Source organism: Rhodococcus sp. EPR-134, assembly GCF_001647205.1.
In the GTDB taxonomy this organism is placed as follows: Bacteria; Actinomycetota; Actinomycetes; order Mycobacteriales; family Mycobacteriaceae; genus Rhodococcus_F; species Rhodococcus_F qingshengii.
The window spans coordinates 1-14,114 of the sequence record NZ_LVCT01000330.1 but is presented as its reverse complement, the minus strand read 5'-3'; the positions used below and the strand labels follow the sequence as shown (position 1 = coordinate 14,114).

At 62.1% G+C, this 14,114-nt stretch carries 14 protein-coding genes and 1 riboswitch; of the genes, 10 read left to right on the top strand and 4 right to left on the bottom strand.

Translation table 11 applies throughout. The features are described 5' to 3' along the window. Positions 1-585: Type 1 glutamine amidotransferase-like domain-containing protein (locus A2J01_RS14990; RefSeq protein ID WP_064113008.1), on the top strand; the 585-nt coding region annotated here is incomplete at its 5' end. A 57-nt stretch (positions 586-642) separates the two neighbouring features. On the opposite strand, the gene A2J01_RS14985 is transcribed toward A2J01_RS14990, so the two are convergent. Continuing rightward, positions 643-969 (bottom strand): hypothetical protein, encoded by a 327-nt coding sequence (locus A2J01_RS14985; protein ID WP_003941297.1) that lies wholly within the window; start codon positions 967-969, stop codon positions 643-645. Positions 970-1,543: 574 nt separating this feature from the next. Between A2J01_RS14985 and A2J01_RS14980 the strand changes: the two genes are divergently transcribed. Further along, positions 1,544-1,813 carry a GNAT family N-acetyltransferase gene (locus A2J01_RS14980; RefSeq protein WP_007726096.1) on the top strand — a complete coding sequence of 90 codons (270 nt, stop codon included), beginning with the start codon at positions 1,544-1,546 and terminating at the stop codon, positions 1,811-1,813. Positions 1,814-1,974: 161 nt separating this feature from the next. Beyond that, positions 1,975-3,201 carry an MFS transporter gene (locus tag A2J01_RS14975; protein ID WP_050657073.1) on the top strand — a complete coding sequence of 409 codons (1,227 nt, stop codon included), beginning with the start codon at positions 1,975-1,977 and terminating at the stop codon, positions 3,199-3,201. On the opposite strand, the gene A2J01_RS14970 is transcribed toward A2J01_RS14975, so the two are convergent. Continuing rightward, the gene (locus A2J01_RS14970) at positions 3,194-4,762 is read right to left on the bottom strand and encodes a carboxylesterase/lipase family protein (protein ID WP_064113007.1); all 1,569 of its coding nucleotides are present in this window, start codon (positions 4,760-4,762) and stop codon (positions 3,194-3,196) included. The two genes, A2J01_RS14975 and A2J01_RS14970, sit on opposite strands and share 8 nt — an antisense overlap. Positions 4,763-4,866: 104 nt before the next feature. Then, positions 4,867-4,962, top strand: a riboswitch (TPP riboswitch). On the opposite strand from A2J01_RS14970, the gene A2J01_RS14965 reads away from it, so the two are divergent. The 7 genes from A2J01_RS14965 to A2J01_RS14935 all read left to right on the top strand — a co-directional run bounded on the left by A2J01_RS14965 (position 4,950) and on the right by A2J01_RS14935 (position 11,358). Next, complete coding sequence (locus A2J01_RS14965) at positions 4,950-5,693, top strand: TenA family protein (RefSeq protein WP_064113006.1); 744 nt, start codon at positions 4,950-4,952, stop codon at positions 5,691-5,693. (Overlaps the previous riboswitch by 13 nt.) Further along, entirely contained in the window at positions 5,693-6,721 is a 1,029-nt protein-coding gene (locus A2J01_RS14960) for an ABC transporter substrate-binding protein (protein WP_064113005.1), read from the top strand. Before A2J01_RS14965 ends, A2J01_RS14960 begins: the two co-directional genes overlap by 1 nt. Further along, positions 6,699-7,502, top strand: a complete 804-nt coding sequence (locus A2J01_RS14955) for an ABC transporter permease (RefSeq protein WP_064113004.1) — start codon at positions 6,699-6,701, stop codon at positions 7,500-7,502. The genes A2J01_RS14960 and A2J01_RS14955 overlap by 23 nt, the downstream gene beginning before the upstream one ends. 8 nt (positions 7,503-7,510) lie before the next feature. Beyond that, a complete protein-coding gene (locus A2J01_RS14950; RefSeq protein WP_064113009.1) occupies positions 7,511-8,305 on the top strand; it encodes an ABC transporter ATP-binding protein in 795 nt (264 codons plus the stop codon). 288 nt (positions 8,306-8,593) lie between these two features. Then, complete coding sequence (locus tag A2J01_RS14945) at positions 8,594-9,151, top strand: LysM peptidoglycan-binding domain-containing protein (protein WP_003941373.1); 558 nt, start codon at positions 8,594-8,596, stop codon at positions 9,149-9,151. A gap of 165 nt (positions 9,152-9,316) precedes the next feature. Next, complete coding sequence (locus A2J01_RS14940) at positions 9,317-9,799, top strand: hypothetical protein (protein WP_064113003.1); 483 nt, start codon at positions 9,317-9,319, stop codon at positions 9,797-9,799. A gap of 212 nt (positions 9,800-10,011) precedes the next feature. Further along, positions 10,012-11,358: a T3SS (YopN, CesT) and YbjN peptide-binding chaperone 1 gene (locus A2J01_RS14935; protein ID WP_047270244.1), complete on the top strand. Its 1,347-nt coding sequence runs from the start codon at positions 10,012-10,014 to the stop codon at positions 11,356-11,358. A 21-nt stretch (positions 11,359-11,379) separates the two neighbouring features. On the opposite strand, the gene A2J01_RS14930 is transcribed toward A2J01_RS14935, so the two are convergent. Both A2J01_RS14930 and A2J01_RS14925 read right to left on the bottom strand, forming a co-directional pair. Further along, positions 11,380-12,747, bottom strand: coding sequence for an acetamidase/formamidase family protein (locus tag A2J01_RS14930; protein WP_064113002.1), 1,368 nt, complete (start codon positions 12,745-12,747; stop codon positions 11,380-11,382). Between the two features lie 113 nt (positions 12,748-12,860). After that, positions 12,861-13,979 carry a methyltransferase gene (locus A2J01_RS14925; RefSeq protein ID WP_064113001.1) on the bottom strand — a complete coding sequence of 373 codons (1,119 nt, stop codon included), beginning with the start codon at positions 13,977-13,979 and terminating at the stop codon, positions 12,861-12,863. Positions 13,980-14,114 lie beyond the last annotated feature (135 nt).

The window sequence follows — 14,114 nt, the reverse complement described above, 5'->3', positions numbered from 1 at the left end:
CGCGAGGCTTTTGTCGATCTCGTAGGCCGCGGCGCTCGCATCGCGGTCATCGCCGCGGCTGCAGATTCGTGGCCCGCCAATGCCCGCAGTTCAGCAGTCACCAGCGAATTGACTCCGCTACGGGCAGCGGGCTTCACCGCAGAGGAAGTGGATGTCCGAGACTTCCTGGGTGCATCGGAAGCACTGGAACTCCGGCTCCGCGAATTCGACTGCCTGTGGGTTCGCGGCGGAAACACGTTCGTCCTGCGAGCTCAGCTAGCTCGAAGTGGCGCTGACAGGGTCATCGAGATGCTGGTTCGTTCAGGCGTCGTGGCCTATGCGGGATACAGCGCCGGAGCGTGCCTGGCGACTCCGACTCTGATCGGGCTGGACGCGTCGGACGACCCCGCTGAAGTCATGCCAACGTGCGGTATCGACCCGATCTGGTCCGGGCTCGCGCTGATCGACTTCGCGATAGTGCCGCACGGCGGCGATTCGCTACTCGAAGATCCACAGGTGACTGCGCGGACGGTTGCGGCCCTGACCACGGCGGGCGCGCAATTCACCGTGCTTACAGATCACGAGGTGATACTCGTCGACCGTTGATGTAACGCAGACGGTTGATCTTGACGCAGACTGAGCAGTCGACTCGGCCCGACCGGATCAGCCGTGCTCTGCCACCGCGGTTCCGGCTGCCGGCGACTGACGCTCGAGCCTCGTCCACGCGATCTCCCAGCGCTTGACAGAGACCTCGTCAGCGTCCTCGAGAAGGGCGTCGAGGAGCAGGCGTGGATTTTCGCGCCATGCCAGTTCAGCGGCATGGACTTCCGCAGCCGAGAACAACCCGGAAGCCTCGAGATCACGAATCCATTCGCAGATCTCGCCTCGGTGAATCCGTGCGATGGTCTCGTATCCCAGACCTTCGTCAAGGAAGTCGTACGAAAAAATTGCGGCAAAGTAACTGTTCGACTCACGCTGCCCGAAAATCATGTGCGTTCCTTCCTCGAAGTTGTCCGACGAAGACTCGAAATCGAACCGTTGAGCAGCGACGCCAAAGTTTTTTTGGCGAAGTTGTAACGCTTCTTCCATCCCCGACGATTCAAACGCTAACCCCCCGAGCGGGTCTTTGGGATCACGTCCGAGAAACGATCTGATGACCAACGCAATACCCCTGGGGTTTCCGGCCACTCGCACCCATCATCGACACGCAACCAGCGCGCCGCTGACCTGCAATTTGCCCGTTTCAGGCCCTCCACTTAATCCATCCGAACAGACGACAAAAAACTTTGTGACCGGTCCCACATATTGGGATAGTTACGATCGTGATGCATATGTATCACCCGTTGTGGGCACAAAAGTACGGGCAAATCGGCACGTACAGACCAGTTTTGTTCGTTCTCCATGGCGACGAAGGTCCCTTGAACGGTCGTCCAGTTGTAGTTGCGCTAAGTAACGGATCCCACGTCGGCAACCGATATTGCGGACGGCCTGCCAGGTAGCGTGCTCCAGAGAACGCAGACGCGGCGCGGCGCAACCGGCCGCCCTTTCGAAACGGAGCCCGAAGATGACCGAGACAGTGGCGCACAATCCCGCGGAAACGCGTTTCGAGATCCGAGTCGACGGCGAACTCGCCGGTTTCGCCGAGTACTCGGACCATTCCGGCGTCCGTGATTTCCACCACACGGTGACCTATCCGCAGTTTCGTGGGCGCGGGCTTGCCGCCATCGTGGTGCGTGAAGCGCTCGATCAGACCCGGAACGAGGGATTGAAGATCCTTCCGACGTGCTCGTACGTCGAGAAGTTTGTTGCGGAGAACCCCGTCTACCAGGCATAACCGAACGAGAACGGCCGGCGAAAAACCAGTCGCGAACCTGCAGACCCCGCTGCTAGCGTCGATGGTGCCGTCGTCGAAATCCTGGGCGGCACCATCTCGGGGAAGGAAAGAACGTGGTCGCCTCAGCAGATCGGCGTCCACCTGCGTCCACGGACGTAGCTATCCCCAGCTATCGCCCTCTCGTACTGGTCAATCTCGCGACGCTGTTCTCGGCGATCGGCAACGGTATCGCCATCGTCGTGCTCCCCTGGCTGGTTCTCGAACGAACCGGTAAGGCTACCGACGCGGCGATAGTTGCCGGCGCAGCAGCCATTCCACTACTCGTGTCGAGCCTGTTCTCGGGGACATTCGTCGACAAGTTCGGACGCCGTCGAACGTCGATGATTTCCGACGCTCTCTCTGCGATGTCCGTTGCAGCGATTCCGATCATCGCGGCCACCGCGGGCTTGACGATCCCGGTGATCGCGGCGCTGGCCGCACTCGGCGCCGTGTTCGACCCCGCCGGAATGGCGGCGAGGGAGTCCATGCTGCCTGCAGCGACTCGGACCGCCAAGTGGAAGCTCGATCGAACCAACAGTGTGTACGAGGCCAACTTCAACGTCGCGTATCTGATCGGCCCTGGCATCGGCGGTGTCCTCATCGCAACGATCGGAGCGGTGAACACGCTCTGGGTCACGGCGGCAGGTTTTGTGTTCTCGATAGTCGTGGTCGCCTTCATCCGGCTTCCCGGCGCCGGAGTGCCCGAACACGAACACCGTCCGAAATCGATCTGGCACGGCACACTCGACGGTCTTCGGTTCGTCTGGAACAACAAACTGCTGCGCACCCTGGCGCTGATCGACATGGCAGTCGTCGCGCTCTACATGCCTGTGGAGAGTGTCGTGTTCCCGGTGTACTTCACAGAGTTGGATCAACCGGCCCAACTCGGATCGGTGTTGATGGCCTTGGCGATCGGCGGCATCATCGGCTCTCTCGCCTACGCCCCACTGGCGCCGATCATGTCCCGGCGGCTGATCATGATTTTTGCCGTCGCCGTTCTCGGCATAGCGATGCTGGCCATGGCGCTCCTACCTCCGCTGTGGGTGATCCTCGTACTTGCCGGACTGCAGGGCCTCGTCTACGGACCAGTCGGCCCGATCGCCAACTACGCCATGCAGACGCACAGCCCGGAGCACATGCGTGGACGCGTCGTCGGTGTCATGACGTCGACGGCCTACGCCGCAGGCCCGCTCGGCTACCTCGCGGTCGGCCCGCTGCTCGATCAACTCGGAATCGCGTCGACCTTTGTGGCCCTGTCGATTCCGATCATCCTGATCGCCGCAGTATGTGCCTCCCTACCGGTGCTTCGCGAACTCGATCGTCCGCGGCACTCGACCGACGTCAGTTGAACCCCATCACGTCGTTGCCCCAGGCGACGCGCAGTCCGTGATCGGGGTCGCTGACGAGGGTGTCGGCGGAGTCGATCAACAGCGTCGACCGCTTCTCTTCCTCGTACGGCGCCCAGTGCTTCGAGCCGTCGAGGGCCGCCGGCACGGCATGCCTGGCGAAGGCCAACCATCGCCGTTGGATACGGCCGGCCACCTCCATCGCGGCCTTCCGTCCGCCGAGCCAGAACGTGGGGTCGACGTTCAGGGTTCCGAAATTGCCGAATACATAAGGTAATTCGGTCGCGTGGCCCGCGCCGATCCGCGCCGCCTTGAGCATCGGCGTCGCGTGATCGAAGCGGTAGACCCACGTAGGGGAATGCCTGCAGTGCGCGTCGGCGATCCACAGGGTCGGCATGCGAAACGCCGCGTCCCGTGAAAGCGCCAGCGCGCCACTCGGTTTCGCATGGTCAGGGTAAGCCGACATGATCTCGGCAAGTTTGGTCGCCGAGATGTCGGGGTGATCGTCGGCCAGTAATTGGAGCATTGCCTCGACGGACTGCGCACTCACCGGCATCAGCGGAGACTTCATGAACTTGAAGATCGACGCCTCGTCCTTGTTGGAACCGATGATCAGTGGGATTCGGTGCGCGTAACCCTTCTGGAAAGCCGCAACCGGGTAGTGCGGCACCAGATCGCGATCGACAACGGGTGCCATCGCCAAAGTTCCCGGAATCCGGGTCGGAATTTCGTTGACCAAATCATCGCTTGCCTTGACGAGCAGTTCCAGATCTGTGGTCAGCAGATCGCCTGCGTCTTCGGGGTCGATCGAGAGCAGTTCGAGAAACCGCTCCGCCACGGTCTTGGCGCGCTCGGCCCCGTAGACGGAGGTCGCGGGCGGACTCTGGGCAATCGCACGATGGAACAGACCTTCGGCGCTCGGACAGGTCATGGGCGTCGTGATGGATCCTGCGCCGGAGGACTCCCCGAACACGGTCACCGCACTCGGGTCACCACCGAAGGCGTCGATGTTGTCTCGAACCCATTCGAGTGCCGCAATCTGGTCTCGCAGACCACAGTTCGATTCGAAAACAGTATCCGCGGTGGAGAATGCAGACAGGTCCAGGAATCCGAGTGCGCCGACGCGATAGTTGAAGGAGACGAGAACGACGTCGCCGGTTTCAGCCAGATGACGGCCGTCGTAGATCGTTTGGGCGGCGGATCCGAGGCAGTAGGCGCCGCCGTGAATCCACACCATCACCGGTCGCGGCGTGCCGTCGGGTCGCGGGGCCCAGACGTTGATCGACAGGCAGTCCTCGTCGATTTTGAAGGCCCGATCGATCGGAACCGCCGGACTCTGGCCTTGCGGCGCGATCGGCCCGAACTCACGACAGTCGCGCACCCCGTCCCACGGCTGTGCGGGTTGTGGCGCTCGGAACCTCCGCTCACCCACCGGCGCCGCTGCGTAGGGCATGCCCTTCCACGCGAATACACCGCCATCCGGATACCCGCGGGCTTCTCCGCCTCGCGCCCGGATCACCAGAGTTCCGTCCTCGCCGAGATTTGGTCGAACGTCGGTCTCCATGTCTGAATCCCCTCCCGACCCGCGCGTGTGGCAATCAAGACCAAACCTACCAATCTCGGACGGGTGTGCGCCGAGTACGCAACCCCTCGGTGTTAAGGTCGCCTAGTTCTGACACGGGGTGCTCCGCATGGGCGGGGCTGAGAACACACCCGGGAACCTGATCAGGTAATGCTGACGAAGGGATGTCATGGCTACTACGCAGCCTGCATACAATTCTGCCGAAAACTCGGTGGCCACAGCGCCGTCGACGGATCGGTTCACAGATCGACTCTGGGCCGAGACGAAGGCCCTCCGCGAGTCGATCGACTCCCTGGAGTTCCTCCGCCGCCTCGGCGACGGAACATTGCCTCTCGACGCGTTCCGCACGTACATCGAGCAAGACAAGCTTTATCTCGAGGGGTATTCGAAAGCGTTGTCCCTGGTCGCGGCCCATGCCCCGGATCCGCAGTCCGCGGGCTTCTGGTCGAATTCCGCGTCCACGGCAGCGACAGTGGAATCTGCGCTTCACGACGGACTTCTCACCGGTGGAATTCTTCCAGCGGGATCGGGAAGGCTCGAGCATTCGCAGGCCTGCCTGGGATACGTCTCGTATCTGACGGCGACTGCAGCAACTGCGCCTTACCCGGTCTCCGCCGCGGCAGTACTCCCCTGCTTCTGGATCTACGCCGAGGTCGGCCGCGATCTTGCCGCTTCAGCGCGCGAGGTACTCGACGCCGATCCGTCGCATCCGTACGCACAGTGGGTCACGACCTACGACGCACCCGAATTCCACGAGTCGGTGGCGCAGGCCCGCGTACTGGTCGATGCTGCGGCCGAAGCTGCCACCGAGGCAGAGCGTGAGGCGATGAGTGAAGCATTCCGCATCGCCAGCCGCTATGAGCTGATGTTCTGGGATTCCGCACTCCACCAGCAGCCTTGGCCGGCGTCGTGATGTCGTTTGCGGCGCTGCGCCGCACGCTTGCCACGTCTGCCGCGATCGCAGCCGCGTTCACAGTTCTGACCGGATGCGCCTCTGACACCGGCTCTTCCTACGGGACCATTCGGTTCGCACTCGACTGGACACCGAACACGAACCACACCGGTTTGTACGTAGCACTCCAAGAGGGCTACTTCGAGGACGCCGGCCTGGACGTCTCGATCCTGCCGTACAACAACACCTCGCCCGACACCCTGGTCGATGCCGGCAATGCGGAGTTCGGCATCAGCACACAGAGTCAGGCCACGTTCGCCCGTGCAGCCGGCGCCGCTACGACGTCCGTCATCGCGCCACTTCAGCACCGCGCCACCGGCATCGGCGTGAAGGCGGATCGTGCGGACATCACGCGCCCACGTGATCTCGACGGGAAGACGTACGCCGGGTTCGGTGATCCCGGCGAAGTCGAAACGCTGCAGCAGATCATCCGCAACGACGGCGGGACCGGGAACTTCACGACGGTCACGCTCGGAACTTCCGCGTACGAAGCCGTGTACTCGGGCCAGGCAGACTTCACCGTCTCCTACTTTGCTTGGGAAGGCCTCGAAGCGGAGCGAAACGGAACTCCGATGCGGTACTTCCAGTACACCGATTACGGCTTCCCCGATGCATATTCGATCGTGATCAACGGCAACCAGCAGTGGTTGAAGGACCATCCCGACGAGGCACGCAAGTTCGTCAAAGCCGTTCAACGCGGATATCAGACTGCTGCCGACAACCCGGACCAGGCCGCGCAGGATCTCATCGACGCGAACCCCGGAGCATTCACCGACGAAGACCTCGTGCGTGAGAGTCAGCGGATGCTCGCCGCCGACTACATGAAAGACGCCAACGGCGTTGTGGGCGCCCAGAATCTCGAAACCTGGTCGGGCTACTCGGGATTCCTCTTCGAGAACGGATTGCTCGCCGGGCCCGACGGGAAGCCGTTGACCCAGAAGCCGGACTGGTCGGAGTACTTCACCAATGAGTATCTCGACGCGTCCTGACGTGAGCGAACGGTTGGTCTCGACCATGCGGCGGGCGCTTCCCGCGCTCGCCGTGGTGGTGCTCCTCGTGGCGGCGTGGCAGATCTACGTCGAGATCAGTGGGATTCGGCCGCAAGTACTTCCGTCTCCGGGGCGCGTTCTGTCCCAGGGGTGGGACAACCGCGAGATCATCTCCGGCCACGCCTGGTCGACATTGCAGGTCACGTTGGTCGGCTTCACTGTTTCATTGGTGTTGGCCTGGATTCTTGCCGTGGTCGTGGACTTTTCGCCGTGGTTGTCACGCGCGCTGGTACCACTTTTCGTCGTCTCGCAGACGCTGCCGATCATCGCCATCGCGCCGCTGATGATCATCTGGTTCGGCTTCGGGTTGTTGCCGAAGGTGTTGGTGATCGCCCTTGCGACGTTCTTCCCCATGACCATCGGACTCATCGAGGGATTTGCCGCGGCCGACCGGGAAGCGGGCGCTCTCCTGCGCAGTATGGGCAGCACTCGCTGGCAGGAGTTCCGATACGTTCGCCTTCCTTCGGCAATTCCGCGATTCTTCACTGCCCTGCGCATCGGCATCACGTATGCGGTCGTGGGTGCGGTGTTCTCCGAATACGTCGGCGCTACTTCCGGTTTGGGTATCTACATGAGCACCCAGAAGAACTCCTTCCGCACCGACCTGGTGTTGGCGGCCGTACTGGTGACCGCGTTGATCAGCGTCACGCTGTACTTGCTGACGTTCGCCATCGAGCGCATCGTTGCACCATGGGCGATGAACGAAAGGTCGCGGACATGACTGACCCGATGGTCGAGGATGCAATGGTCGAAATCCAGGACCTGACCAAGAGGTTCGACACGGCCGGAGAATCGCGTCTCGTGCTCGATTCGGTGTCCTTTGGCGCCGACGCGGGCGAATTCGTGTCGGTGATCGGGCCGAGCGGCTGCGGCAAGAGCACGATCTTCAACGTCCTGGCCGGGCTCGAATCCCCGACCGCGGGTTCGGTCCGTGTGGGCACGCGCGCAACGGAATCCGAACCAGCCACCGAGGTGCATACCGCGTACATGCCGCAGAAGGATCTTCTGTTCCCTTGGCGTTCGGTATTGGACAACACGGCCCTCGGTTTGGAAGTGCAGGGAGTCGGCAAGAAGGAAGCACGCGAGCGCGCTCGCGAGTTGTTCCCGGCGTTCGGACTGTCCGGATTCGAGGACGCCCGGCCGTCACAACTGTCCGGCGGCATGCGCCAGCGAGCGGCGATGCTGCGCACCGTTGTTCAGGGCAAACCTGTCCTGCTGCTCGACGAGCCGTTCGGCGCACTGGACTCGTTGACCCGCACCGAGATGCAGGCCTGGCTACAAGACGTGTGGCAGCAGTACCGGTGGACCGTGCTGATGATCACCCACGATATTCGTGAAGCGATCTATCTGTCCGATCGCGTGGTCGTTCTGTCGGCGAGGCCGGCAACGGTCAGGTGCGTCGTCGACGTTCCCTTGCCGAGGCCACGCGAACTGGACATGATCACCTCGCCCGAGTTCGCCGACGTCGAGCGTGAGCTGCTTGCCGTACTCCACGACGAGACTCGCAAGTCGCTACAGCCCTAGCGGTTACTGACAATGCGCTGAGAGCGCGCCGATTTCACCTGCCGTTCAAGAGAAAGTGCATCGCAACGGTGCAACTTCGCGTAGGATGTCGCGGCGCGTTCGCCCAAAACGCCTTAATATCAGCAAGATCCGAACGCTCGACACGCAATCCGTCAACGCTGCACAATTCTCTGTACTCTTCGGTAACGTACACTCGGTCGCCTACGAGACCAACGGCCAGAAGGTAACTGGACGGTAAAGCGGAATCGTGGAGGCACAGTCATCGCAACAGATTTGGAAAGGGACAGCGTGAGCACACTGCAGTCAGGTCAGAGCCTCGGAGTCGGCCAGGAACTCAAGTCCGACAACGGCGCATACACCCTCACCTTGCAGGACGACGGCAACCTGGTTCTGTCCGAGGGCGGACAGGCTGTTTGGGCCGCAGGCACCAACGGATCCGGCGCCAACCGCGCCGAGGTGCAGGCTGACGGAAACTTCGTCATCTACAAGGACTCCGACGCCGTGTGGGCATCGCAGACCGCAGGCAACGACGGTGCCTCCCTCTCGGTTCAAGACGATCGCAACGTCGTTCTGTCCGCCGGCGGAAATGCTCTGTGGTCGTCGGACACTGCAATCGCAGCGCCGGCCGCCGAGGCTGCCCCGGAGCCCGCTCCGGCACCCGAGCCCGAGCCTGCCCCCGCCGCTCCGGCAGCGCAGAGCTACACCGTCGAAAGCGGCGACACCCTGTGGGCGATCGCAGAGCGTTTCTACGGTGACGGCAACCAGTACCAGCGCATCGCGGATGCAAACGGCATCCCGAACCCGGATCTCATCAACGCCGGTCAGGTACTGACGATCCCCGCCTGATTCACTGCTTGACCTGGCCCTGGGTGCCGACGTCCGCGTCGGCACCCAGGGCCTTTTGTGTTCTACGCCACACAGATTCGCGTCCCGCCCAGCAGACCCTGATACTCCATTGCGGCATCTTTTCGCCTACAGTACTTCCGTACTGCTCCCGAAGGACAGGTGTGCATGAAAGACAGAACAGTCATGATCGGCGCTGTCGCAGTGGCCGCTCTTTCTCTGACATCAGGCCTCGTTTTCGGCGGAGCAGCCGGCGCATTCGGTGCCGGCGGCCCTGTGGTGAAGCCTCCCACTCTGGTCTCGTCGGTTTCCGTGGAGTCCGTCGCCGGGATCGAACCGGCCGCGTTCTACAGCTCGGTTGCAGTCCCCACGGTTGTCATCCCGCCGACGCCGACCTGGCGAATCGCCGACGAGACGACTGCTCCTCGTAATCAGCCGCTTGTGGTGACCGCGACAAGCACGAGCTCCGCCACCTCGACTACGACGGCCACCAGTACGACAACACCCGTCTCATCCACGACAACTGCGTCGGCTACCGCGACCTCGTCACCGACCGCGACGGCCACAACCACCAAGACCAGCACCACCCCCGTTCTCACGACCGGATCCACGCCGCCCGTCGTCGAGGTCTCGCCCGTTCTCGCCGGATAACCCTCGCTCTTTCGCCCGCACACCGCCTGGCGTGACGGCGGTTACAGGCACACTTCAGTCGCCGCTCTCGAATAACCGATCTACCTGCGACTACCTTCCTCGTCGTCACGGTTCGTGGTCCGCTGCAATCCGGTCGACCGGAAAAGGACAGCAGCATTGTCGGAGCCTCGCGATACCGTATAGGTCTGAGCTTTTGCGGAAGGAGGTGGCTGATGAGCGCAATGGGCTTCGATCTCGATGTCAGTGTCGACCGGGCGTGGGCAGAATTTCAACGTCGCCTCGGCGATCACATTTCCATCATGGTCGACGGCGACGTGCTTGCCGTGGAATCGTCCACCGGCGACTTCGATCCAGCTGACGGCGCAGCGCCATGCGTTCAGTTCCTCGTGTGGGACGAGAACACAGTCCGCTGCGAGGTTCCTTCCAACGACTTCCTTCATCCACGCTATCGACTCGAAGATGCCGACGAACAAAAGTTGATCGCACTCGGCTGGAATCCGCCTTCCGAGAATCTCGAGGATCCGAACAACTCCCCCGCCTTCTGCGTCGACAAGGCACAGAACTGGGCCGATCAGCTCGCAGCGATGACTGTCGCTGCATTCCGTGATGTGTTCGGTGTGCAGCACCCGGCTTTTCTATCCAGCGATCTCACCGGCAACGAGCAGACTCCGGATTTCGATCCGTCGGTCGTCGAGTCGACAGAACTTCCGACCCTCGACCCCACCGCGGCCTACATGCCCAACGACATCGACCATCTCAAGGAGTTGGTCACTCTCGCTTTGCTTCCCATGCTCGGCACTCTTCCCGAGCGAGACAGCGACGGCGACATACCCATTCGTGTCGGTTCGACTGTCATGTTCGTCGGTCCACTTTCCGAGTCCATGGACGTGCAGTTGTTCTCGCCGCTCGTTCAGGACATCAGCAACCGCACCCGTGCAGCCGAGGTCATCGCCGATCTCAACCGCAAGTGGTCGCGCATCAAGTTCGTCTTGATCGACGACCGTCTGTCGGTGTTCCTCGAGGTGGCGGGTTCGCCATTCGTTCCCAAGCAACTCACCGATACGTGCGCCGCCCTGACGTCGTTCCTGCGTACCGTGGACGACGAGTTCGCCGCACGCGTCGGCGGAGACCTCTTCTTCGCGAACAAGAGCGGTGACTCCTCCTCGCTGCAGCCCGATCTGACGGCCGAGGACCTGCCTCCCGAACTCGAGACCCTGCTGCACCTCGATCTGGACGTGGCCGAGGATCTCGACGCGGTAGCCGATGTCTGTGGTCGTGATCGCGATCTGATTCTTCAGCTCCTCCACATCAGCAACGAATGGCAGATTCAGCTGCGTAGTCAGGCTGTGGACGCCCACAGTCGCGGAGACGCCGAAGAGGCTGCGGGATACGAGGATCAGGTCGGCGGGTGGGAACTCATGGTCGACCGTCTGCGAGGGGCTTTGCGACTGGTGGTCCTGCCCAATTCTCGAACCGAGACGCCGGCAAAGCCGCAACCTGAGCAGATGGGCTTGTTTGCCGATCCCTTGCAACAGAGCCTCTTCGACGATCCGTCCTGACAACACGGATCGGCTTTCCCGCTATTCGAAGTGGGATTTGAAGATCTGTCCGTGGACGCCCACGGTTCGATCGACTACCTGCGAGACCGTGAAATCGGCTGCGGCAGAAAGATACGCGTAGGCCGTCGCTCGATCCATACCGCGATCATGCTCGAGGAAGTCGAGTGCGTTGACCACCGCACGTCGCATGGCACCGTTGAGGTCACTGTTCTGCCCATCGACCGAACCGTTGGGGTCGGACAGGCCGATCGGAATCCAGGCCTCCTCGGTCTCGGCGAACGGGTATCCGAAAGCCACCGATGGAGCCTCACCGGAGTTCTTCTTGCACACGCTTAGTCGGAACGTGCCGCGCAGCGAACCTTCCATCGCCGTCAGCGCTGCCTCGCCGTCGCCCATGGCCATGTGGGGGTCACCGACGTAGAAGAGGGCGCCTTCAGCGAATACCGGCAAATAGAAGGTTGATCCGACACCGAGATGCCTGATGTCGATGTTTCCGCCGCCCAGGGTCGGAGGAATGGAGTTCGACGACGGGGATGTCGGGTCTGTATCCGCAGAATAGGCAACTCCCATCATTCCCATGAAGGGCCGCAGGGGAAACCGCACCTTCGACTGTCCGAAAGGCATCACGCCCTGGCCGTCTTCGATCGCCGTGAAAGTGGAAACACCGCCGTACTTCAACGGGTCCTTTGTTGCGCGCCCGTCTGTGGCGACCGGCGGCATGACTTCGTCCAGAGTGATTCCCGCCGGAGCGGTTCCGTCTGCCGTGACGGCGAGAGCGCCCTTGCCGTGTCTGCTCGACACAACGCCGTACGGCACGCGGGGAATGGCTTCGAGAGTCTCGATCTTGAGTACGTCTCCAGGCTGGGCGCCTTCGACGAAGACCGGGCCGGTGACGACGTGCGGTCCGTCCTTGTCGAAGTTTCGTTCGGTTCGGTTGTATTCGGCCGCAACGGCAATCGCATCCTCGAGCACGTCCTTCTCGGAAACGCCTTTGCTACCGAAGTATTCGAGAGGATTGCGCCCTTGATCCTCGAGAATTCCCTCGTGCGAGAGGGCGTCGATCGTGACGGTCTGGCCCGACTTCATCCGCATCACTTCGCGGGTATGGATGTTGGGCACATAACCCCACATGACGTCCGACGGATCCGAACTCAGATAGTGATCGCCACTGACGTTTCCGCTGCCCGGTTGCAAAATCGGAATGCCATCGGCGAACGGCAGTGCAGAGGAGGACGATCCAGCCGGCAACGCGTTCGAGTGCGCGCATCCCGAAGCCACACCGGCAACTCCTACGCCCGCACCGAGGGCAGCGACTGCCCTCATGAATCCGCGTCGGCCAAGACCTTTCGTCAGGTCTTCGGCTGCGTTGCGGGCAAGAGTGTATTCCATCGAGATTCCTCCGGAGTGCGTGACGATGTGCGACTGCGAAGAAAGCTAGACCCGATTTGTTACTCGTTCATTACCATTTCATGGCAAGGAAATACCGCTGACTGAGAATGAATTCAGCGACGGCGAAGCCGCCAGAGCGAGGTCGTCTCTCGTGCCCGGGCAGCGTGAAGCGCATCGGTTCGGTCACTGACCTTTGCGTGCGTCGGTTTGACGTCCATGCGATCGACAACAGTGAGCCCACCGGCCGCAATCAGATCGTGTAGTTCGGATCGCGTTCGGAGACCGAGGTGTTCGGCAATGTCCGAGAGGATCAGCCACGCTTCTCCCCCGTCGTCCAGATGCGCTGCGACACCAGTCAGGAAGCCCTTCAGCATCGCTCCAGCGGGGTCGTAGACGGCGTATTCGATGGGCGAGGTGGCCTTGGCCGGAATCCAGGGAGGATTGCAGACCACCAACGGAGCGGTGCCTTCGGGAAAGAGGTCTGCTTCCACTACGTTCACCTGATCGCCGTAGCCAAGCCGCGACAGGTTGGTGCGCGCGCATTGCAATGCCCGGGGGTCCTGGTCGGTGGCCGTCACTGTCTTGACGCCACGCCGCGCCAGGACGGCAGCAAGAACGCCGGTACCTGTTCCGATATCGAAAGCAGATTCCGTCGAAGGTAGCGAAGCAGACGCGACAAGATCGACATACTCCCCGCGGACGGGTGAGAACACTCCGAAAGCGGGATGCACTCGTGCGTCGAGAGCCTCGATGAAAACACCTTTGCGGTGCCACTCGTGAGCGCCGATCGCGCCGAGGATGTCACGCAACGAGCGAACCGAAGGCTCACCGGTAATCCCGAAGGCTTCGGTCAACGCTACTTGCGCGTCCGGGGCTCGCCGGAGTGGAATCGACAGATCTGCATCCAAGGGAATGAGCAGCATACCGAGGATCTGCGCGCGGCGTCCTTGGGTCTGCCGGTGGAGATGGAAGGCTTTGGCTGGGTCGTCGGACGCTCGGCGCGGCTTGCGGTCGATGCGCGACGCGACGGCCTTCGACAGTTGGCGAGCGTTCTGAAAATCTCCGCGCCACAACAACGCCGTGCCTTCGCATGCCAAGCGATAGGCGTCGTCGGCCTTCATCGTGTCGTCGGCGACGACGATGCGCTTGGGCGCCGGGGCGTTGCTCGTCGAACCCCAACGGGCCGATTGCTCGGCGTCGTTCTCGGTCCACACAGCGAATTGTTCAGTCATGTAAGCCCTTCCGGCGTCCGACGCATAGCGGCCGGTCTACCGGCTGATGTGGTCCAGATCTGCAAAATCTGCTCGTCTGGTGTCCACACTAGTCGGGACCGGCCGCGCTACATGACTGCGAGAGGGATGTCAGCC

Coding starts and splice junctions, on each gene's coding strand:
- A2J01_RS14970 (WP_064113007.1), bottom strand. CDS start 4,762: ATGGAGACCGACGTTCGACCAAATCTCGGCGAGGACGGAACTCTGGTG.
- A2J01_RS14980 (WP_007726096.1), top strand. CDS start 1,544: ATGACCGAGACAGTGGCGCACAATCCCGCGGAAACGCGTTTCGAGATC.
- A2J01_RS14985 (WP_003941297.1), bottom strand. CDS start 969: ATGATTTTCGGGCAGCGTGAGTCGAACAGTTACTTTGCCGCAATTTTT.
- A2J01_RS14950 (WP_064113009.1), top strand. CDS start 7,511: ATGGTCGAGGATGCAATGGTCGAAATCCAGGACCTGACCAAGAGGTTC.
- A2J01_RS14960 (WP_064113005.1), top strand. CDS start 5,693: ATGTCGTTTGCGGCGCTGCGCCGCACGCTTGCCACGTCTGCCGCGATC.
- A2J01_RS14940 (WP_064113003.1), top strand. CDS start 9,317: ATGAAAGACAGAACAGTCATGATCGGCGCTGTCGCAGTGGCCGCTCTT.
- A2J01_RS14935 (WP_047270244.1), top strand. CDS start 10,012: ATGAGCGCAATGGGCTTCGATCTCGATGTCAGTGTCGACCGGGCGTGG.
- A2J01_RS14930 (WP_064113002.1), bottom strand. CDS start 12,747: ATGGAATACACTCTTGCCCGCAACGCAGCCGAAGACCTGACGAAAGGT.
- A2J01_RS14955 (WP_064113004.1), top strand. CDS start 6,699: ATGAGTATCTCGACGCGTCCTGACGTGAGCGAACGGTTGGTCTCGACC.
- A2J01_RS14925 (WP_064113001.1), bottom strand. CDS start 13,979: ATGACTGAACAATTCGCTGTGTGGACCGAGAACGACGCCGAGCAATCG.
- A2J01_RS14965 (WP_064113006.1), top strand. CDS start 4,950: ATGGCTACTACGCAGCCTGCATACAATTCTGCCGAAAACTCGGTGGCC.